The 22,079-nt window shown below is 38.3% G+C and carries 21 protein-coding genes; 1 reads left to right on the top strand and 20 read right to left on the bottom strand.

The window, feature by feature from the left end; all coding sequences use genetic code 11:
* Positions 1-2: 2 nt before the first annotated feature.
* The 6 genes from GKE48_RS09315 to GKE48_RS09290 all read right to left on the bottom strand — a co-directional run bounded on the left by GKE48_RS09315 (position 3) and on the right by GKE48_RS09290 (position 7,799).
* A complete protein-coding gene (locus GKE48_RS09315; protein ID WP_154300920.1) occupies positions 3-1,559 on the bottom strand; it encodes a glycoside hydrolase family 28 protein in 1,557 nt (518 codons plus the stop codon).
* The gene (locus tag GKE48_RS09310; protein ID WP_154300919.1) at positions 1,550-2,440 is read right to left on the bottom strand and encodes a hypothetical protein; all 891 of its coding nucleotides are present in this window, start codon (positions 2,438-2,440) and stop codon (positions 1,550-1,552) included. Before GKE48_RS09310 ends, GKE48_RS09315 begins: the two co-directional genes overlap by 10 nt.
* A gap of 163 nt (positions 2,441-2,603) precedes the next feature.
* Positions 2,604-3,470 carry a carbohydrate ABC transporter permease gene (locus tag GKE48_RS09305; protein WP_022098436.1) on the bottom strand — a complete coding sequence of 289 codons (867 nt, stop codon included), beginning with the start codon at positions 3,468-3,470 and terminating at the stop codon, positions 2,604-2,606.
* Between the two features lie 13 nt (positions 3,471-3,483).
* Positions 3,484-4,980, bottom strand: a complete 1,497-nt coding sequence (locus GKE48_RS09300) for an ABC transporter permease subunit (protein WP_022098437.1) — start codon at positions 4,978-4,980, stop codon at positions 3,484-3,486.
* Positions 4,981-5,127: 147 nt separating this feature from the next.
* Entirely contained in the window at positions 5,128-6,768 is a 1,641-nt protein-coding gene (locus GKE48_RS09295) for an ABC transporter substrate-binding protein (protein WP_022098438.1), read from the bottom strand.
* Positions 6,769-7,160: 392 nt separating this feature from the next.
* A complete protein-coding gene (locus GKE48_RS09290) occupies positions 7,161-7,799 on the bottom strand; it encodes a YigZ family protein (RefSeq protein WP_055215946.1) in 639 nt (212 codons plus the stop codon).
* A 111-nt stretch (positions 7,800-7,910) separates the two neighbouring features.
* Between GKE48_RS09290 and GKE48_RS09285 the strand changes: the two genes are divergently transcribed.
* Positions 7,911-10,598 (top strand): transglycosylase domain-containing protein, encoded by a 2,688-nt coding sequence (locus GKE48_RS09285; RefSeq protein WP_022098440.1) that lies wholly within the window; start codon positions 7,911-7,913, stop codon positions 10,596-10,598.
* A 51-nt stretch (positions 10,599-10,649) separates the two neighbouring features.
* Here the strand turns inward: GKE48_RS09285 and spoVAE are convergent, their stop codons facing one another.
* From spoVAE to GKE48_RS09220, 14 genes are all read right to left on the bottom strand, one after another.
* On the bottom strand, positions 10,650-11,009 hold the full coding sequence (spoVAE, locus tag GKE48_RS09280) for a stage V sporulation protein AE (RefSeq protein WP_154300918.1): 360 nt from the start codon (positions 11,007-11,009) through the stop codon (positions 10,650-10,652).
* A gap of 4 nt (positions 11,010-11,013) precedes the next feature.
* On the bottom strand, positions 11,014-12,027 hold the full coding sequence (locus tag GKE48_RS09275) for a stage V sporulation protein AD (RefSeq protein ID WP_022098442.1): 1,014 nt from the start codon (positions 12,025-12,027) through the stop codon (positions 11,014-11,016).
* A gap of 75 nt (positions 12,028-12,102) precedes the next feature.
* Positions 12,103-12,891, bottom strand: coding sequence for a class I SAM-dependent methyltransferase (locus tag GKE48_RS09270; RefSeq protein WP_022098443.1), 789 nt, complete (start codon positions 12,889-12,891; stop codon positions 12,103-12,105).
* 75 nt (positions 12,892-12,966) lie between these two features.
* The gene (locus GKE48_RS09265; protein WP_012739830.1) at positions 12,967-13,458 is read right to left on the bottom strand and encodes a SpoVA/SpoVAEb family sporulation membrane protein; all 492 of its coding nucleotides are present in this window, start codon (positions 13,456-13,458) and stop codon (positions 12,967-12,969) included.
* Positions 13,459-13,484: 26 nt separating this feature from the next.
* A complete protein-coding gene (locus GKE48_RS09260; RefSeq protein WP_022098444.1) occupies positions 13,485-13,892 on the bottom strand; it encodes a stage V sporulation protein AB in 408 nt (135 codons plus the stop codon).
* Entirely contained in the window at positions 13,889-14,491 is a 603-nt protein-coding gene (locus GKE48_RS09255) for a stage V sporulation protein AA (RefSeq protein ID WP_022098445.1), read from the bottom strand. The genes GKE48_RS09260 and GKE48_RS09255 overlap by 4 nt, the downstream gene beginning before the upstream one ends.
* 379 nt (positions 14,492-14,870) lie before the next feature.
* Positions 14,871-15,602, bottom strand: coding sequence for a SigB/SigF/SigG family RNA polymerase sigma factor (locus GKE48_RS09250; protein WP_022098492.1), 732 nt, complete (start codon positions 15,600-15,602; stop codon positions 14,871-14,873).
* An 18-nt stretch (positions 15,603-15,620) separates the two neighbouring features.
* Positions 15,621-16,046 carry an anti-sigma F factor gene (gene spoIIAB, locus GKE48_RS09245; RefSeq protein WP_173016913.1) on the bottom strand — a complete coding sequence of 142 codons (426 nt, stop codon included), beginning with the start codon at positions 16,044-16,046 and terminating at the stop codon, positions 15,621-15,623.
* A gap of 2 nt (positions 16,047-16,048) precedes the next feature.
* On the bottom strand, positions 16,049-16,420 hold the full coding sequence (locus GKE48_RS09240) for an STAS domain-containing protein (RefSeq protein WP_022098490.1): 372 nt from the start codon (positions 16,418-16,420) through the stop codon (positions 16,049-16,051).
* 102 nt (positions 16,421-16,522) lie between these two features.
* The gene (locus tag GKE48_RS09235) at positions 16,523-17,914 is read right to left on the bottom strand and encodes a tetratricopeptide repeat protein (RefSeq protein WP_154300917.1); all 1,392 of its coding nucleotides are present in this window, start codon (positions 17,912-17,914) and stop codon (positions 16,523-16,525) included.
* A 14-nt stretch (positions 17,915-17,928) separates the two neighbouring features.
* On the bottom strand, positions 17,929-18,072 hold the full coding sequence (locus GKE48_RS14570) for a hypothetical protein (protein WP_022098488.1): 144 nt from the start codon (positions 18,070-18,072) through the stop codon (positions 17,929-17,931).
* Positions 18,065-19,351 (bottom strand): bifunctional folylpolyglutamate synthase/dihydrofolate synthase, encoded by a 1,287-nt coding sequence (locus GKE48_RS09230; protein ID WP_022098487.1) that lies wholly within the window; start codon positions 19,349-19,351, stop codon positions 18,065-18,067. The genes GKE48_RS14570 and GKE48_RS09230 overlap by 8 nt, the downstream gene beginning before the upstream one ends.
* A 24-nt stretch (positions 19,352-19,375) precedes the next feature.
* Positions 19,376-20,902: a hypothetical protein gene (locus GKE48_RS09225; protein WP_154300916.1), complete on the bottom strand. Its 1,527-nt coding sequence runs from the start codon at positions 20,900-20,902 to the stop codon at positions 19,376-19,378.
* A gap of 21 nt (positions 20,903-20,923) precedes the next feature.
* Positions 20,924-22,078 (bottom strand): hypothetical protein, encoded by a 1,155-nt coding sequence (locus GKE48_RS09220; RefSeq protein ID WP_055287763.1) that lies wholly within the window; start codon positions 22,076-22,078, stop codon positions 20,924-20,926.
* Between the last annotated feature and the right edge of the window lies 1 nt (position 22,079).

The raw sequence follows: 22,079 nt of genomic DNA, 5'->3' as shown, positions 1-22,079 counted from the left end.
TACTAATCTCTTTCAATCTTATCAACATTATCTGCCACAATTGCTTCTCCATCGCAGCCCTCAATATTGACATTCTTTAATATAAGTTTTTCTACATTACTTACAATAAGTCCCTGTCTGCTTGCTTCATCACAGCCAAGCATCATTGCTGCTACCCCCGGCTTCGCATCTTTAGCATAGCTGAAGTTAATATTCTCAAATGTAAGCTTCTCAACTTTACTCTCTGGCAGACCGAATATATATGCACCTGCAACATGGCAGTTTTTCGCATTGATATCCTTAAATGTAAGGCTCTTGATTGAAGGTGTTCTGTCATCAATAGGAAGTGGCTTTCTAGAACCAACATATTCTGTCTTTCCATCTGGATCACAGAAATAGAAGCTGTTAACAACAAATGGTGTCATAACGTTATCCATATCAATATTCTCAAATGAAATATCATCAAGTACAGATAATTTACCACGGCCTCTTCTTGTCTTAACTCTTAAACCTCTGTCTGTATTCATGAACATACAGTCTCTGATATGAACATCTTTAACTCCCGCAGCTATCTCGCTTCCTACTGTTACTGCACCATGTCCGTCTCTCATACAGCACTGGCGTACTGTCATATCCTCTGTAGGAGTCTTTTCCTTCTGAGCCATATATATCTTGCCTGACTTGATAGCTATACAGTCATCACCAACTGAAATGTATGTTCCAAGCACAAGAACATCCTGACAGCTTTCCGGGTCAAGACCATCTGTGTTGTGTGAATTAGCAGGATTAAGAATCTTAACATCAATAAACTTAAGATGTTTACTAAAATATGGGTGGATTGTCCATGATGGTGAATTCTGAACTGTAATTCCATGCATAGTAACATTACTACAGTTATTGATAAAGAATAATCTTGGTCTCCACGCAGTATTTCTTATCTTACAATTCTTCCACCAGTTATCGTGAGTTGTGCATCCATCAATAGTTCCTTCACCTGTAATTGTAACATTTGAACAGTTGATACCACATACAATTGCTGAAAACATATCCAGAGGATTGCCTTCCCATGTACCAAGGTTGTAATAATCTTTCTCATCGTATGTCTCAATCTGTCCCGGTAATATAGGGAACTTATTTCTTTCTGTAAATGCTGAAAGTACTGCTCCTTTAGCAAGCTCAAGATTAAGATTATCTTTTAAGAATATGCTTGATATCTTATAAACACCCTCTGGAACTAATACTCTGGAATCCTTAGGAGCTGCCATAATCGCACACTGGATTGCATTAGTATCATCATGCTCTCCATCACCATACGCACCAAATTCTCTGACATTAAGTGTTACATATTCATAATCCGTCTTAAATTCAACAGGTCCGTATTCTTTTCCTGCATACACCGCTGTAATCTTATATTCTGTATCTGGCTTAAGACCATATATTGTTGTAACAACCTTTTCTGTCTTGCCATATTCTTCTCCATTAATCAGGAGTGTGTATTCTTCCTTAGAATAATACTTTCCACCGTCATCAAATTCTACTACAGCACTTCTTCCTGTCTTAATAACTAACTTTAACTCCATAATACACCTCCATTGCTGCGTCCGTAATCCTGATAATCCCTGTTTCTTATATATTCACTGTAAGCTGTTATGTATGCCGCTGATACAGCCACACCGCTCTTATCCGCAACATGCTTGTCAGTAGCTTTTTCAAAGATTTCCTCAGCCTTGGATGCATATTTTTCTGTCTGTATAAGCTTCATACGGCATCCTTTCAATACTGCATATGCATATATAAGCTTTACAAACCATGAATCTGTATTATCAATTGTATCATTAAGAACCGAAACTGCTGCTTTATACATTTCTCTTATTCTTGCAAATATCTCATATAACGCCTGGTCCATAACTTCAAGTGTATCAACTGCTCCTGCTGCAAATAATGCAAGTGCTTTTACAGCCTTAACATCACCATCATGTGCTGCCTCTCCTGCGTTCTCAAAGCATTCTGCATATATTGCATTATACTGTGCAATTATATCATTATAATGTTCTTTACCACCATCTTTAGTCTCATAATTCATATAGAAGCTTAAAGCCTTAAAAGCAGTACATAAGCATCTGCCACCTTCTGCGCCTGTAAAATAACCTGATTCTGTCCGTGGCTGTGTCTCTGTCTGTTTGGCAATATTAACAGCAATATCATTCTTTCCAACACTGTAACATGCATTACCATACATATAATTTACAAGGTCATTCTCGCCTATGCTGATATTATCATTCTCTACAAGCTTCTCTAATTCACCTGTAATAACATCCTTATATTCATCACTATGCTCTGCTGCTTCAAGTTTACCTAAAGCATTAAGAAGAAGTGCCTTATCAAATGCATCTGCTCCTTCAAGCCCGGTTTCTTTTAATACATTATTAATGTATCCTTTAATTTCAAAACTTTTATCCAAGCCTTTTTCCTCCTAACCAATATTTATTTTATTGTAACATGTTAAACAGTATTATTCCACTATTTGACTGGTAATGACGAATAAAAATACAGTTTTTTCGCTACTCGCGCAAAAAAGGACGAGCCTTTTAAGGCTCGTCCAAAATAAATTCAAAATATTAACATTACTCCTTAACGGCACCTACGTTAACACCCTGTACGAAGTACTTCTGACAGAATGGGTAGATGATCATGAAAGGAAGGATAGCTACGATAGTTGCTGCATTAGAAATTGTTGTTGGGTTAACAGCACCATCATTAGGAATATCACTATCAACAACCATACTTCTTAACTGAATCTGGAAGTTGTAAAGATTATTCTTATTAATATATAACTTGAAGTTTGTATAATCATTCCAGAAGCTTACTGCGAACATCAAACCAATTGATGCAAGAGCTGCCTTTGAAAGAGGAAGTACAATCTTGAAGAAGATACCCATTGGTGAGCATCCATCAATCTGAGCTGCTTCGAAAAGTGATTCTGGAATACCTTCGAAGAAGTTTCTCATAAGTACTAAGTTATATACATTAATAGCCATTGGCAGAATAACCGCCCACAAAGTATTGATTAATCCTAACTGCTTGATAACAAGGAACTTAGGAATCATACCACCATCGAAAATCATTGTGAAGAGAAGCATGTAAGCGAAGAAGTTTCTTCCTGGCATCTCCCACTGGATTAATACATAACCACCAAGTGTAACAACTAAAAGTCCAACGAATGTACCTATAATAGTTGTTATAACTGAGATTAAGAATGGATGATAAAGGTTTGATCTTGTTATAATAGCACGGTAACCACCCCAAGAGAACTTCTGAGGAAGCCACTTAAAATCATATGATGAATATGCATCTATTGAAGTAATAATTACTTTGTAAATAGGAATCATAATTGCACATGCAATGATAATGAATAAAATTGCATTAACAATTGGGAATACTTTGAATTTTTTCTTTTTCTTTTTATAAACTAGTGTCTGATTATCACTCATTATCTATTCCCTCCTATACAATTCCTCGTCCACGTACTTTCTTACTTGCCCAGTTACAACCGAGAACTAAGATCATACCAACGAAAGACTTAAATAAACCTACAGCAGTTGTATAACCATAATCTGAGTTACCACCACTGAATGTCTTAGTATATACATATGTCTGTAAAACCTGTGATTTAGCATATGTAATAGGTGACTGTAATACGAATACAGATTCGAAAAGGTTCATAACCTTAGCAAGGTTAAGAATGAATACTGTAATAATTGTATTAGCAAGAGCTGGTAATGTAATGTATATCAGTCTCTTGAATCTGTTAGCACCATCAATCTGGGCTGCTTCATAAAGGTCTGGGCTGATACCTGACAATGTAGCCAAGAAGAGGATTGTTCCCCAACCTGTATCCTTCCAAACATTCATGATATAGAATGTTCCACGCCAGTAAGCTGTACTGTTCATGAAATCAACAGCTGTATCAATAACACCCATATTTATAAGAATTGAGTTGACTGGAGCACTATCATATGGAGCCAGTAACATCTTAAATACTGAAGCAACAACTACCCATGACATGAAGTGAGGAAGATAGATAATTGTCTGTACTGTCTTCTTGAAAATCATGTTAGTAATCTCATTCAGAAGAAGTGAGATAATAACTGCTGCACCTGTATTTAAGAACAACTTAATTAATGACAAAATTAATGTGTTTCTGAATGCCTGCCAGAAATAGATATCGTTAGTAAACATAGTCTGGAAATGATACAGACCAATGTAGTATGGATTAGCGATAACATATTTTGTGAACGAATAACGAACACCAAGCATTGGCCAGTAATTGAATAACATAATCATAACGAAAACTGGCACGAACATAAGGTAGAAACCTCTGTAATAATACATCTTATTTGTGAGGCTCTGGTTTAATGAGTTAGAAAGATACTTAGCATCAACATGAAGATCTTTCTTGAAAGGCTTAACAATATCTATAAAGCAACCTGCAACTGCTATAACAATACCAATCGCAAGTACAACAAATCCACAACCAATATGATATGAATTGCCATTATATCCATTGCTAAGAATATCTGGAAGGTTAACATTAACGTACTTAAGTCCACCACCTGCTACCTTACCATTAACAAGTGTAAACTGAACTGCAAATACAGAAACAACTGTAAGAACAGCTGCTATTACTGTAGTAATGATAGAAAAGAATTCTTTTCTGGCTACAATAAGAATGATACCAACAACGATACATGCGATGAATAAATACCATAACACTGGCATACTGATATTCATGTAACTGAAAGCATATGCTGTAGGATAAACGCCTTCTTTAATCTTCTCTCCTGACTGAACAAGAGGTAAAAGACTGGCAATGAGCATGATAATAAGTCCGATGATGGCCATCAATTTAATATTTCCTTTTGGCTTTCCTACTGCTGTTCCGCACTTAGGGCATATTTTAGCTTTCTTAGGAAGCTCTGTGTTACAAGATGGACACTGCATTTTTTTACCTTCTTTCCTAATTATTATCGTATGCCTATTAAATAAATTTCATAAGCAAATCCTTTTTTGTCAGTATAAACGGCGCGGATTTCTCTGCGCCGCCATACTAACATAAGATGTATAAACATCTAATAATTATTGTTTAAATTACTTCTTAAGTGTTTCGTTTAATGACTCAACTACTGCATCACACTTAGCACCAACCTGCTTCTTGTAATCAGCCATAGCTTCATCATATGTCTTCTCGCCAAGAACTACCTGTGAAACAACTTCAAGTCTCTTAGTATTGATATCAGAGATATTGTTGCTAAGTACTTCTGTGTTCCAAAGTGGAGTCTCAAGCTTGCTGTTAGCATTGAACATTGCATAGTTCTCTGTGATAAGTGGGTCAACGCTCTTGTTACCTGGATCTGTGTTATCACCAAATGTAGCAATAGCTAAGCTCTTATCAATGTGGTTCTTAGACATAAGCTTTGTATTATCCTCTGGAGTTGGAAGGAAGTGGAATACACCTTCTTCATATGTCTTAGTCTTCTTCTCATCAACCTCACCCTTTGAGTTGTAAACTGTAACTGTCTCAGCCTTATCATCCCAGTGAGTTCCCTTAGCACCATACTGCCATGCAATCTGGATATCTCCACCATCAAGCATAGTATCGATGAAGTACTTGAAGATTCCTTCAGCCTTACCATTCTCATATGCCTTGTATGTAATACACCAAGCAGTAGCAAGACGCTCCTTATATGAACCAAGCTCCTTAATAGGCTTAATAGCGATAATCTTATCTGTCTTATCAGCCATAGAGTTCTGAAGTGTATAAGCCCATGTACCTGCCCAGTATGTGAATACTGAAGAAGCTGTTGAAGCATCCTTTGCATTCCACTTATTACGAGCATCTGATGTTGTCTGGTTCTGAGAAGCCTTATCAAGAATACCATCATCAACGGCTGTCTTAAGTCTTGTAAGTGCATCCTTCATATCCTGCTGAGCAAATCCATCCTTGTATTCCTTAGCTGCTTCATCATAGTAGAATGTGAAGTTAGCATTCTGATAGAATTCTGGAAGATAGTTAGTATATGGAGCTTCTGGAGTACCAGAGTTACCACCAGCTATGAAACCTGAACAAGAGATAACGAAGTTCTGGTTAGCTGAAGCAGCCTTCATATCCTTAAGCATCTTGTAATACTCATCATATGTAAGTGTCTTAGATGCAACTTCCTCTGGGTTGTATCCAGCTGCTGTTAAAGCTGAAGACTTGATGTATGTACAGCATCCATTACCACGGGCTGGTGAGAATCCGTAAAGAGCCTTCTCTCCGTCTGGACCAGCAACCATGTTTCCTGATTCGATGATTTCAGCCTGATCGATAAGTCTTCCTGAGTTCTTAGTTGCTGACTGATTCCAAGCATCTGTCATATCCCAGAGATATCCGTTAGCTGCGAAGTTAGCAAGGTAATCTGAGCTAAGAAGAACTACATCAGGGATATCGCCTGAAGCGAATGCATTCTTAACTGAATCATAGTAGCTAGAATGTTCTGGACGAATCCACTTAATATCAAGACCTGTAAGGTCACCAAGATACTTGTAGAATTCCTGAGCGCCGTTAGTTTCCTTAACTACTGTACCATCAACCATAACTGTGAACTGCTCTGGCTTCTGTACGTTAGCCCAATCAACTGTTGCTTTTGTTGCGTCCTGATTGCCGCTGTTAGAGCCACAAGCTACGAGGCCCATAACTGAAGTAAGTGATAAACCTACTGCAGCAAACTTCTTTAATGTCTTTTTCATAAACCTTAAAACCCTCCTTAATTTGGTTCGCGGGGATTCTCTCCCCGTTTCGTTTTTAGACATTGATATATTAGCATTTTTGTACTATTTTAACAAGGCTAATTTTAACAATTATTGTATTTTTTTTGCTTTTTCTGTGAAATCCCAGTATTTATGCCATTTCCTGCATTCATAATTTTTTCATTTTTTTGAAATTTTTATCAAAAATCATTTCGTGAGAATAGTTTTTTTTCATATAATCTTTGTGTTTTTATGTAAAAAATGCACTATGTGCCTTGCTTTTTTTAGATTATTTTACATCACATTTACACATTATATACTCTTTAAAGCAGAATCCGACCATTGTATTGTGATTTTTTACCACTGTTAATAATTTATTCATATTTCAGGTATCATCTGCACAATTTTCCTGTATCATCTCTGTACATCTGCATGCTGCATGTATCCCTTAAGCATATCTTTCCCGATGACATCTCTGTCATATTCTTTTCCAGAACATTTCTTGCTGCATTCTCCATCATCAGTTCAAATGTAACGCCATCGGCATATTCTGTATTAACTATTGTTATATCATTCTGTGCACATATGTACTGCACTTTTCCCACATAATTATAATCAACATCAAGGAATGCATGCACACCCTCTGTAAGCTCACCAAGTCTGCAGACGGACAGTGCTTCCTTGGCAGCATTAGTATACGCTCTTATAAGCCCGCCTGTTCCAAGCAGAACACCTCCAAAATATCTTGTCACAACACACAGACAGTTTCCGCATTCATTTCCCGTAATTACTTCCAGTATCGGCTTACCTGCTGTGCCTGACGGCTCACCATCATCTGAAAATCTCTGTATCTCGCTCTTGCCTCCTAAAACATATGCATAACAGTTATGTCGTGCATCCCAATATTTCTTTCTAAGCTGTTCTATTATTTTCACTGCCATATCTTCATCTTCAATATGATAAATGTTAGCTATAAATCTTGATTTCTTATCTGTAAATTCACCTGTTCCACCTGAAATTATCTTCTTCATTATCTGATTCCTTCTTATATATATGTATATTTAGTTATTATACAGCCTTATTGATTGCCTGTCATACCTTTTTATGTTATAATATCATGACTTTATTAAGGAGGACAATATATGAATTATGGTGGTAAAGGCATAAAACAAAAGAAAAGACTGCTTAATTCAGCTACTACCAAGCTGGGCACCAAATTAGGTATATTTTTCATAAAACTGGCTTTAGTTGCTGCTATAGCTGTTGTTGTTTCCGGCTCATGCCTTGTATTAGGTTCCTTTCAGGGAATTATAGAGAATGCCCCTGACATTGCATCTGTCAATGTTTCGCCTGAAGGCTTTGCAACTAAGATATATGATTCAGATGAGAATGAAATACAGACACTTTCTTCTGCCGGAGCTAACAGGACATATGTAACAATTGACCAGATTCCTAAAGATTTGCAGCATGCATTTATAGCTATAGAAGATGAGCGTTTCTATGAGCATAATGGTATCGATATGAGAGGTATCTTACGAGCTGCTTCAATTACACTTTCATCAGGTGAGATGTCACAGGGTGCAAGTACAATAACACAGCAGCTTCTAAAGAATAATGTTTTTAATGCTTTTAACGAATCTACAATTGAAAAGATTAAGCGAAAGGTTCAGGAACAATATCTGGCTATAAAGCTTGAGACAGTAATGTCTAAAGATTCCATTCTTGAGAATTATCTTAATACCATTAACCTTGGTAACGGATATTATGGTGTACAGGCTGCTGCCAGAGGATATTTTAACAAGGATGTATCAGAGCTTTCTATCAGTGAATGTGCTGTAATTGCATCCATCACTAAAAGTCCTACAGGTCTTAATCCAATAAGGCATGCCGACAGAAACAAAGACCGGCAGAGTCAGGTCCTTCTCAATATGAAAGAGCAGGAATATATATCCCAGGAAGAATATGATGAAGCGGTTTCCGATGATGTCTATGCAAGACTTGAAGGGATTGAACTTGCCGGAACATCAACTACAACTTATTCATATTTTGTTGATGAACTTATCAATCAGCTTACTTCTGACCTTATGTCACAGAAGGGATATACAGAAGCACAGGCTACAAGCCTTATATATCGTGGCGGACTTCAGGTTTATTCAACTCAGGACACAATGATGCAGCAAGTTGCTGACGATGTTATCAATGATCTTGGCAACTACAATGATAATACACATTTTTCTATCAATTATGCTTTAACAATAAAGCAGACTGATGGATCATTTTCATATTATTCACACAATTCAATGGCTAACTGGTACACAAAGACTCTTGGAGATACCAGTTTCAGTCTTACGATGACCGATGAAGATGCTGCTAGAAGTTATGTTGAAGCATATAAACAGGAGCTCCTTAAAGAGGGTGGTGAAATATATGCTGAGACACTTACATTTACAATACAGCCCCAGATATCATTTACTGTAATGGATCAGACCAACGGACATGTTAAAGTTATGGTTGGCGGACGCGGTGATAAAACTCTTAACCGAAGCTTAAACCGTGCTTCTAATGACATTGCAAGACAGCCGGGTTCAAGTATTAAGCCACTTGCTGTATACGGTCCCGCCCTTGATACAGGGACATATTCTCTGGCATCTGCCATTGATGATGCTCCTTATTATTATTCAGGAACTGATGCAAAGCTTGTTACTAACTTTACAAAAGGTGAATACAGAGGTCTGATGACATTAAGAGAAGCTCTTACTGTTTCACAGAATGTACCTGCTGTTAAGATTCTTTCAAAGCTTACGCCCCAGGTTGGTTATAATTACCTTGAGAAATTCGGTATTTCAACGCTGGTTTCTCCTAAAAATGCAATCAACGGTGCACACGATGTTGTACAATCACTTGCACTTGGCGGTATGACACGAGGTGTTTCCAATATTGACATGTGTTCCGCTTATGCAGCCATTGCTAATAAAGGAACTTACACAAAGCCTATTTACTACACAAAAGTGCTTGATTCAGAAGGCAACATTATTATCGATAATTCTGTACCTGAAACGCATAAGGTACTTAATGAGAATTCTGACTGGCTTCTTATTCAGGGATTACGCTCTGTTGCTACTGACGGTACTGCACGTACAGCCAACTTTTCAAGCCAGCCTGTAGCAGGTAAGACAGGTACAACACAGTTCGACAGCGACAGATGGTTCTGTGGCTTCACTCCATATTACACAGCCGTAATATGGGCAGGCTATGATGATAACTCCAAAGAGCTTGGAAATGTTGTCAACCACAATGTTATATGGCGTACAATTATGCAGACAATTCATGAAAATCTTAATCTTCCAACTGGAAGTTATGAACAGCCATCTGGTATTGTAGAGGCGGCTGTATGCTCTAAGTCAGGGCTTCTTCCTGTTGAGGGCTTATGTGACCAGGACCCTGAAGGAAACTGTGTTATAACAGAATATTTCACTGAAGACACAGTTCCTACTGAATACTGTACAACACATGTTAATGTTTCAATATGTAATGAATCCGGAGATATTGCTACTTCCGGTTGTCCAAGTGTTACAACTAAGATTATGAGAAAGAAATCTTCTGCTGATAAGCTTGGCGAGGATAAAGACGGTTCTGAATTCAAGACATGGGATGCTGATATCTCAATTACAGATACTGAGTTATCTAAGTTATGCACTATTCACAGTGCAACAACCAAGCCTTCCAAGGTTACACCCGGAACAGGCAGCAACAAAAACAATTCTAAAGAAACAACTGCTGCCTCAACAGAGACATCTGGTAAAACTAATTCATCTGACAAACGGCCTTAATCATTAAAAAAGGATAGTGGTTCAATTTAAGCGAACCACTATCCTTTTATTTTATTCTTTCTTCATCCTAGGTTCAAATATAAGTGATGCAATAAATCCAAATATAAGTGCTGCTGATACTCCGACTGCACATGAAGTAAATCCTCCTGTAAACAATCCTAAAAATCCCTGCTCATCTATTGCTTTCTTCATGCCCTTCCATAAGACATTGCCAAATCCTGTAAGCGGAACTGTTGCTCCCGCTCCTGCAAATTTAACAAAAGGCTCATATATTCCAACTGCTCCAAGTACAACTCCTGTTGTTACAAGAATGACCATTATCCTTCCCGGCATAAGCTTTGTCTTTTCCATAAGAATCTGCGTAAGAACACATATTAACCCCCCACATACAAATGCTTTAACAAAATACATGGCTTTAACTCTCCTTTCCTTCAAGAATTACACCATGGGCTATGCCCGGCACACTTTTTCCTTCATTGTAACTTACGGTAGATAACAAAGCTCCTGTAGGAACAAAAAGAACTCTTTTATATTCTCCTCTTATAAGCCTGTCCATAATACAGCTTCCAAGAACAACTGCACTGCAGCCACAGCCGCTTCCGCCTGAACACTTAGTTTCCCCTTCGTATATAAGCATTCCACAATCATACAGCTTATCAGCAATATCAATACCTTTTTCTTTTAGAAGCTCAGACAATATCCTGTTGCCAATCTCTCCTAAGTCGCCTGTAAATATTGCATCGTAATAGTCCTTATCAACATCAAGATCTTTGAAATTAGCTTCTATAAGCTCTGCTGCTGCTGGAGCCATACATGCTCCCATATTCATTGAATCCTTAACGCCGTAATCAACAATCTTTCCCGTTGTAATACCCTTTATGAGAACACATTTTTTCTTATCCAGAGGCTTATCGCCGACGATATACGCCCCTGCTCCTGTAACTGTCCATGTAGATGCAACTGGTCTCTGATTTCCATACTCGAGCGGATAACGGAACTGCTTTTCAGCACTTGCAAAATGGCTTGACGCGATGGCAATTACATTTTGCGCATATCCGGCATTAACACACATTGCACCAAGTGATAATGCCTCGCCCATCGTTGAACATGCTCCGTACAAACCAAACATCGGTATTTCATATCTCATAAGACCGAAAGATGTTGCTATAAGCTGTCCAAGAAGGTCTCCGGCATAGATATAATCTATGTCTGACGCAGCCATGCCGCTTTTAATAAGCAGCTTGTCAACCGCCATCTCCTGAATGTGGCTCTCAGCCTCCTCCCAGCTTTTCTTTCCAAACATATCATCTTCTACTGCCACATCAAACATTTCACCAAGCGGACCATCAGCCTCTTTCTTTCCAACCACTGTCGCTGTGCATCTCACATATACATCTTTGTCAAATAACAGACTCTGTTTTCCAGTCATAATCCTCGTTTCCGCACATACTCATGTGCCATTAGTCTTTATAAGTAGTCTGTCCAAAAATGTATTAATTATGTATTATTTTCGTATTATGTCAAGCGTATGTGCAGCAGCACCAAGCAGATCAGCTCTTTCACAGGTTGCAAGATGATACCTGTAAAACATCTCGTATTCCTCCTCGTCAAGCTGATTCACAAACTGTCTTATGTAATTAGCCGGTCCATCCGGTGTCACAATCTTCACACGTTCACATCCTGCTGCTTCATTAACTCTTGTAATATCTTCAAGTCGCACATAATCATACAGATCCTGCTCTGAAGATATCGTGTGGAAATCCTCTGTCAGCCTGCCCTGTTCCATACACTCCTTAATATGTCTTTCCTTAAATGCATATGTAATTACACCATACTCGTTCATAACATAAGCGACAAGAATAAAGCCACCTTTCCTTGTAATACGGGCCGCCTCCTTTAATGCCTTAACCTTATCCTCCTGTCCGAACAGATGATACATCGGCCCGAACAGCAGGGTTATGTCAAACGTTTCATCCTCGAAACGCTTTAACTTAAGTGCATTGCCCTGATAAGCCTTAACTGATGAATTCTTAGATTTCAATATTCCAAGATTGTGCTTTACCAGTTCAACTGCAGTTACATCAAAGCCTTCCTCAGCCAGTGCAACGCTGTATCTGCCTGTCCCGGCACCTATATCCATAATCTTTATATTCTCTCTGCCTTCTCTCTTTAATTCTTCAATACACTCATGTATATAATGAATCGATGTACGGAATTCAATCTGTCCGTGTCTTGAAGTCAGTCTTTTTTCTTCATTAAATTTATTATAATAATCTTCTAAAAAAGTTCCCATATTATCCTCGTATCCTGCGCATTTCTTTAAAACAGTTCCTATGATTCTACCATACAGATGTTTCTTAATCAAGAATCACAGTACATGTATAAGCTTTAAAGCCAGATATATAAGTCCTGCACACCAGCTAAAAAATATTCCATATAGAATAACAGGACCGGCAATCGTGAATATCTTGCAGCCAATACCGAACACCCGTCCCTCCTTCTTATACTCAATCGCAGGTGCAGCAACGCTGTTTGCAAATCCTGTAATCGGAACAAGACTTCCTGCTCCGCCAAATGTGGTTATAGACGGATAAATATTAAGTCCGGTAAGAATTACACTTAAAAATACCAGTATCAGTGTTGTGTAAGATGCTGCATCCGTGTCAGGCACTTTCATCCACTTGCATACATTTAAAATAATCTGTCCTGCAACACATATACAGCCACCAACAATGAATGCCTTAAAGCATTTTGCCACACAGCTTCCTTTAGGCGTAACATTTTTTACATAAGCATTATAGCTTTCATTTCTTTTTTCAATATCAGCTTTGGTACCGCTTTCAGAATTAATATCGTGCATAAATCCTCCCTTTTTGCAATGCAAAATCAATACATATATAAGTAATATACAAGCTGTCCTAGTGCTTTTCCTGCCGCTGTCGCCGCCACAATAAAACCAAGACCGGTGCCTGCCTTTGCCCTGTGAACAAATATTGGCAATGCTTTAACTGTCTCTGCAAGGCTTATTAAAAATGTGCCTATAAATATCCCGGATATCAACCCGAATATAATACAGCCCGTCATTCCTATTCTAACCGTGATTCCAAGAACATATACAGCATTAGCTGCCGTCGCACCGATTATTATACATTCCTCATACAGAGACACATGTCTGCTCGTCCCGCTGACATCAGCATATCTGTTAATAACACCAACGCTGGTTATAAGTGCAAAAAGTCCTGCAGCAGTAAACACTCCCGACATAGCCCCTATAAAAATAATAACCGCTATCATTTTCCACCTTCCCTGTCAATAACAGATTCTGATATATCTTTGTCATATTTATCCATTTCAACCTCAAGCGGTGTTGGTGCTTTTGACAGCTTTTGTCCTGCAAAATGATCATAAAATATAACAATTCCAATAAACAATCCCACAGCATAGGCAATCTCCATTGCATTTGTTGCCTTATATGCAGATGCTCCAAGAAGCTCGTACACCCGGTCAAATATATCCGTCGTACTTACGTCATTGTTGTACGCAATAATTCCATATCCGCTTCCAACCATTGTTATAAAACATATAACAGCTACCTTAATCCAATGCACTGTGCCTTCCTTCTCCGGTTTCTTGTACTCAACAACAAAATCACATTCCCCAAGACATTCAATATCTGCATCCGGATACTCCTTCTGAATAATGCCCACAACATCAAGTGCATCAAGCACCTTCCTGTCATACTTGCCCAGCGTAAACTCCACAAGCGTTATATGTCCGATTTTTTCAATCATATCCTTATCACTGCAATAAACAGTCATCACATCCCCTATATCAACCTTCGGTTTCTTAACATATCTCTGCTGGTCAATCTTCAAATAAATCTTCTCTGACATAACAACTCCCTCCACACTCTAGTATTGTACATGCCCGCAGAATTATTCATGAAGCTTTTATTTCTGCAACAGCCTGCCCTAGCCCACCGCACTCCATACCGGCACAAAACAGTCCCATCACTGTTTTCATTCAGCATAAAACTACGCCGCTGTGTCCGTCTATGGCATATGTCCGAATATTTCGAATCGTGTGGGAGTTAATGCCGCTGTCTGTAAAAGGGCGGTGTGGATAAACTCGTTCAAGCGAAGCGCGTTTGTTTATCCACACCGTAATAAACTATACAGATGGCGGCATTTACTCCCACTAGATGAAGAAATCCTGAGGGCATATGCCATAGACGGACACAGCGGCGGGATCGTTAATATATGAATGAATCCTTCACGCAAACAGCCGCTTGCGCATGCCACTTAAAATCTTCTTCTCCATCCGCGACACCTGCACCTGCGATATTCCGAACTCCTTAGCAACCTGCATCTGTGTGTAATCATCATAATAACGCATTCTGATAAGCTCTTTTTCACGCTGTGAAAGTGTTTCCATAAGCTGTGCAAGTGCCACTTTACTTGATGCAGTTTCCCCAATGTCTGCCTTGTCTTCTAACTTGTCCATCAGCATGACCTCACTTCCATCACCCTGATAGATTGTCTTATATATTGATTCAACCTCCATTGATGCAGACATTGACAATGTTATGTCTTCAACTGACAACTCACAGGCAGCTGCTATCTGTTCTACTGTCGGTTCACAGCCTAACGTGTCACGGAGCTGTCCCGCCGCTCTCATGCTTTTTACTGCATTTTCTTTGATAGAACGACTTACCTTTACCATTCCGTCATCCCGCAGGAATCTTCTTATCTCACCTGTTATCATAGGAACTGCATATGTTGAAAATGCAACATCCATATCCAGATTGAAATTATCAATTGCCTTTATAAGCCCTATACAGCCTATCTGAAACAGATCCTCCTGTTCTGTTCCTCTCCCCTTAAATCTTTTAATTATGTTCCATATAAGCCCAAGATTATCTGTTACCAGCTTCTCTCTAGCCTCTTTGTCATTATTGTGTGCTTTAGCGATCAATTCCCTGGTACAATCCTTAGTCTGATCCATAGCATCACATCCTATCAATTACTCCCCTATTTTCTTTCTCATAAGAACTGTTGTTCCTTTGCCCGGTGCCGACGCAACTCTTAAATCATCCATGAATGCCTCCATAAACGAAAATCCCATTCCTGAACGTTCCTGTTCAGGCTTGGTTGTATACAGAGGTTCCATTGCTTTTGCAACATTTTCCATGCCAAGACCGTCATCGTGCACTTCTATTATTACCTGATTCTGTATGCCCTTTAATCTCATTCTTACTTTTCCCGGACCATTATCATAGCCATGGACTATTGCGTTAGTTACTGCCTCGGAAACTGCTGTTTTTATGTCCTGCAATTCTTCGATTGTTGGATCTAAATATGTAACAAAGGCTGCCGCAACAACCCTTGCAAATGCTTCATTTTCCGACCTGGCTTCAAATAATAATTCAACATTGTTATTCTCCATCATACTTATGCCTCCTGTCCTTTAAGCTCATATATGTTAACTATCTTATGAAGTCCTGATATAAGAAGTATCCTCTTAACACTTTCACGGACTCCCACGATTGTTATGTCACCTTTATCCATAACCTTCTTGTAGCGCCCCATAATAAGTCCTATTCCTGCACTGTCCATAAAATCCACTTTAGTAAAATCAAATACTATATGAGTTACGCCTCTTTTATCTATTACATCATCTATAACCTGACGCATCTCTTCTGCCAGATGATGGTCAAGTTCTGCATTCATTCGTATCATAAGCTTGTCATCATTAACCATGTATATATAATCCATATGCTGGATTTCATCCTGCTCATCCGCTGTATTAACCTGTTTTGACATAATAATCTCCTCTTTCCTCTCTGCTTTTACACTTCACTAATTCTGCAACAAAGCCCCCGGCAAAGAATTATCTTTGCCGGGGGCTTATCTTTTAGTACCTCATCAATGTGAATTAACGTAATCGCTGGCTTCTTTGTAATATCCGCTAGTCGAATAATCATCCACAATATACTTATAGTATTTCTTTGCATCATCAGTCTTTGCTAATGCTACATATGACTTAGCTGCATAATAAGCTGAATCTGCACTGTTATTACATTTGTATGCTTTGACAAGATTATCTGCCGCAACTTCATAGTTGGACTTGTAATACTCTGTCATTCCTGTGTTATAGAAGGTCTGTGCTGCTGCCGGAAGTGTCGCCGTTGCTATTGTATTATATAAAGTCTTTGCTGACTCACTTGGAAGTGCACTGACATCTATATCAACAAGCTTATTCGCAGCATCATCAGGCTTATTTGCAATATAATCACTTGCTGCCTCTATTACTGATACCAAAAGCTTGTTGCTTCCCTCTGTTCCATTAACAACGCCAAGCTGCTGCTCAAGTGCATCCTTCTGCGCCTTAACCTCTTCAAGTTCTTTCTGCATAGAATTCAGTTCCACATTACCAGAAGATAACTGCTCACTATACTCCTGAAGACTTTTCTTATAATCCTGTGTAAGTCCCTTATTCCTTGCCGGAACAATAAGAAACCATATTAATGCTGCACCTATTACAACACCTGCCAATACATTTATTATTGTTATTGCACCATTACTTGGTTCTTTATATGACGACCTTGGAAGAATAACATCGTTACCACTTAGCGGTTTCTTATCAATATCCTTTTCCTTTCTCTTAGGAAGGAAAGAACCTGATGTTTCCGCTTTCTTTGCTGCATTTCTTTCTGCTATCTCTTTCATATAAATATGTGCAAGTGTATTATTCTTATCTATTGCAAGAACAGCGTTAAGCAGCTTTTTTGCTCTTGAAAGCTCGTTCTGCTTAATGTATATAAGTGCAAGCAGAAGATGTGCCTTAATAAGCTGTGGATTATTGGCAACTACCTTCTTGAGCTGTATTACAGCCATATCAAGATTGCCTTCCTTGGCATATTTCAAAGAAAGATTATATTTACGGATAGTACCTGTAATCATCTCAAATCTGTTCTGGTTAGTCTGTATCTTCTTAATATAGTGTCCTGCAATATTGCCTTCAGGCGTAAAATTCTTACTTACTACCCACTGGCTTAAAGCCTCAACTACATCACCCATCTCACAGTAAACAAGACCTAACAGATTTCTTGCATTGGTATTGTACTTGTTAATCATAAGGCTTATCTTAAGAGATTCAACTGCACCGGTTAAATCTCTCACTCTTGCTTTATATAGTCCTGCATTATAATATGCATCTGATACTCTGGCTGTCTTCTTATATATTCTTACATTCTCTCCACATTGTGGACATGTATCACCATCTGTAAGGAAGCTTCCACATTTATAACATCTCATATGTCCACCCCTCACTACTTATCTGTATTCTTTCCGCTAAGTATCTGTGATATCAGATCTGTGATATCCGGTACATCATTGTTATATATTGCGTCCTCAGCATCTTCTACTTCAAGACTTGGCTGAAACTTCTGTATCTCTTCATCAAAATTAATCATGATTATTTTCCTTTCCTTCCAATGCACGGTCCACATCACCAACTAAATAAAGCGACCCCGTTGCAAACATCAGTCTGTTATCCCATTTTTTCATAGCTTCTTCAACACTCTCAAATACATATACCGGTGTATCCTTAATATGTGCTTCAAATGTTTCCTTTATTATATCAGCTGGAAGCTTTCTGACACCGCCCGTTATTGTAACATATATCTGTCTGAAATGCTTACAGCTGCATAGTATCTTAATCATTCTGTCATAATTCTTGTCACTTACTACTGAAAAAAGTAATGTTGCCTTATCAAGCCGACTGTTTTCATAAAGACTGTTTACTGAATCTACAAAGCTTTGAATCCCTTGTGGATTGTGCGCTCCGTCAACATACAGATTGTCTCTTAACAGTTCCATTCTTCCTGCCCAGTGTGTATCGTACATTGCCATACTGACTGCTTTATTGTCAAGCTTAATCATCCCCCTGTCACACAGATTAGCACATACCGTAAGTGCAATACTTGCATTTTCCATCTGGTACAACGCATTCGTACTTAACCGGAAGCAATCATTCTTATAATACTCATTATGAATTAAAAAATCAATATACCCGTATGTATTTTGTATCAGTTCAAATGTATTGTCGTCAACCACATGACAGTCGCATCCAAAGTCTGCTGCACGCTTTCTTATCACATCAGCAGCTTCTTTCACTATGCCGCTGCACACAACCGGTATTCCCGGTTTAATTATCCCTGCTTTTTCATTTGCAATCTTTTCTATTGTATCACCAAGAATTGCAGTATGTTCAAGCGATATTGTTGTTATTACTGAGACAACCGGATTATCGACTGCATTAGTTGCATCCAGCTTTCCGCCAAGACCCGTTTCCATAACAACATAATCCACATCATGCTTACTGTAATAATACATTGCCATGCCAAAAAGATAATCAAAATACGCAAGCTCCTGTGTCCTGTGTTCTTCCACATACCAGTATGCTTCTTCAAAATCCTCTTGTGAAATCATTATTCCATTGATTCTTATACGTTCTGTTATATCATCAAGATGAGGAGATGTAAAAAGTCCTGTCTTATAACCATTATGCTGTAAAATTCCTGCAATATAAGCACACACCGATCCTTTTCCATTAGTACCTGCAACATGTATTATTTTTAATGACTTCTCTGGATTATTCATATCATGTAATAACTGTCTGCCTCTTTCTAATCCTGTAGATGATGCAAACTGACTTATACTGTCAAGACTATTCACAATCTCATTATACATGTCTCATCTTTTCCTTTCCGGATGTCACATACTTTGTATAGAAATAATATGTCTGTCCTCATATGTAATAACAGCTGTGTATTTTCCACCAGTATATGCCCTTATCACATTATTATCCCCTACTGCCAGCATAGATGCTGAATCATGTGCCTCTTTTAAAGTTTCTTCAATATATCGTAATTCTTCCCTGCTAAATATACTCACAGCAGACTCAAATACTTCATCATCAAATGAATATTTAAAGAAAAAGGCTGTCCATTTTATCTTAAGTTCCTTTGCTCTTTTTTTGGTCTCTTCATCTGCCGTTTTCTGTACAGATTCAAGATATATCTTTCTCTCCTCTGCCTTCTCACATGCAAGTTTTAATTCTTTCTCTGTCTCCTGAAGTCTTTTTTTCTTCCTGTCACTATCACCAAGACTTCTGTCCATTTCCCTCTTTGTATCATTAACCTGTGCATAATATCGTTTTGATTCATCTTCTGTCTTTCTGTTATTAATGTAATCATCTTTGACATCTTCAAGTTTTGCAAAATCATTTTGTGCAATATTAAGCCTGTCCACGGCAGCATCATATTTCTTCTGTGCTTCAGTCATCCTGTCTGTCTTTACAGAAACATCCTTTTCACATTTTTCTAATTCCTTGCGTGCCTTTTCAACCTGAGTACACATAACACGGTATTCTCTGTCCTTATCATCAGCGGCTTTCTTTTTGTCCGCAGCAATATAAGACGGCATAAGGTCTGATGGTGCATAAAACTTGATATCATTTGCATGGCTTACCTTCCATATGTATCCCGCCGCCTGAAGTTTTGATATTCTTGTCATATTTCTGACAGCCTGATACATTGTCTTTACCTGCGCCTCTGTCGACCAGAATGCATCTTCCCCAAGAAGTCTTATTGCAGCTTCAAGCTTTGTCGTACTTCTCTGTCTGCCGAGTACATCTATAATTCCCTCGCCATTGAATTTCTCTGGCATAAGACTTTTCTGAACCTCACGTTTAGTCTCCATTGAAGCAACCCCTAATTTTCTTCCAACCTGTTCAGCATATGACTTTTTCTGGACAGCTGTAAGATTACGTATCTGGTTCATAATATTATTTAAAAATGCATTGTTATATCTTATGCTTATTTCTTCTATTTTATGAGCGGGTGACATATATTTATTAATTCCATATGCAGATGCCGCCTCATCAATAATGTATCTGGACATCTGCTCTTTTACTTCCTTATCCTTCATGTCTCCTTCAATTTCAGGACACATCACTTCAAGCCGCTCATATAACATTTTCTCAAGTTTTTCCCTGTCTAACGCTTTATAGCGAAGACAGTCTTCCCGTACGAGATCTGATACTTTTTTTACCTCATAATCAATCGAATTCTTTATTCCTATACTCTGTGTAAATGAATTGGCAACATCTGCAAGCACATTAACCAGCCTGTATCCGGTCTCTTTAACCGCATTAGATATATTAACATTGTCAATAAGCGCTATCTGCATTCGCAGCTCATCTTCACTGATTCTGCTTATCTCTGATATTATATCTGACATATCTGCCTCCTCTTCTGACTGCTACATAAGCCAGCAGTCTGAATTGTACCATAAGAACAAAAGATATATTTCGATTGCAATAAGAACCGCCATAATAATGTATCTTACAGCCTTATTACATCTTGTAAGTATGTCATACACTCCCACAAATGCAACATATGTTCCTGCCGTAAATCTACATGTACTCATAACATGTGATGTCAATGGCACAAGAAGTGATATAATTCCGAACACTGCCATTGAGTAATATTTTCTGTAAAACATATATCCATAAAGTATCAGTATTGCAATACAGAACCACCCCATATATGTATATCTTGGCTCAATCTGTCCTGTACATGCCTTCCACAACACGCCTATAATCGGGAAATACTCATCCTCTCTCCATGCAATCTGGACATTCTTATATGCCCATGCATCACCACAGAAGAAATTAAGAAATGTCATATATGCAAATGCACCGAGCGGGCACACAAGCACTGACAGTATCTTCTTAGGTGCTTTAAGCATATCCATTACAAATGTCTTAACCCTGCCAAAGCTTATCTTAGTTCCTTCCATGTCAATATATAGCTGTACAACCAGTGCAAATACAAGTATACAGCCTACAATTCTTGTTCCACTTGAGCATGCTGCCATAATTCCTGCTGCCATGTATTTCTTCTCAAAAAGGAAATAGAAAAAAAGTACAATGAACATTATAAACATCGCTTCCGTATATACAGAACTGCAATAGAAGGTGTAAGGTGCCATAAATAAAAGCACTGGCATAATCATAGTATATTCTTCTTTAATAGAAGTCTGCTTCTTAAGACATTTAACAGCAAAGAATGCTGCAATAATTATGCATATATTAGATACTATCATTCCAATAACATAAGTATTAATAAGCCCGCCTGTCACTGCCTTTAATGCTGCACACACGATAACATATAATGGGAAGAACGCCCAGTTAGCCTGAGGATCAATATCCGTAGGGTGTGTATAGCCATGATTGATTATATAGGCATATTTCTTTGCATCCCACTCGTTCATAAGAAACAGAAATGATCTGTGTGTCCCCATAATTCCATTATACACAGGAACCATGATAAGCATAATCAGTCTTGATATCGCAAATATAATCAATATCTTTAACAGAAGCCTGCAATTCTCATTATTTTTTAGTCTGTTCATC

The sequence above is a fragment of the Lachnospira eligens genome (genome assembly GCF_009680455.1).
Classification (GTDB): Bacteria; Bacillota; Clostridia; order Lachnospirales; family Lachnospiraceae; genus Lachnospira; species Lachnospira eligens_A.
The sequence above is the reverse complement of the archived record's forward strand: the minus strand, read 5'-3'. Positions and strand labels throughout refer to the sequence as shown.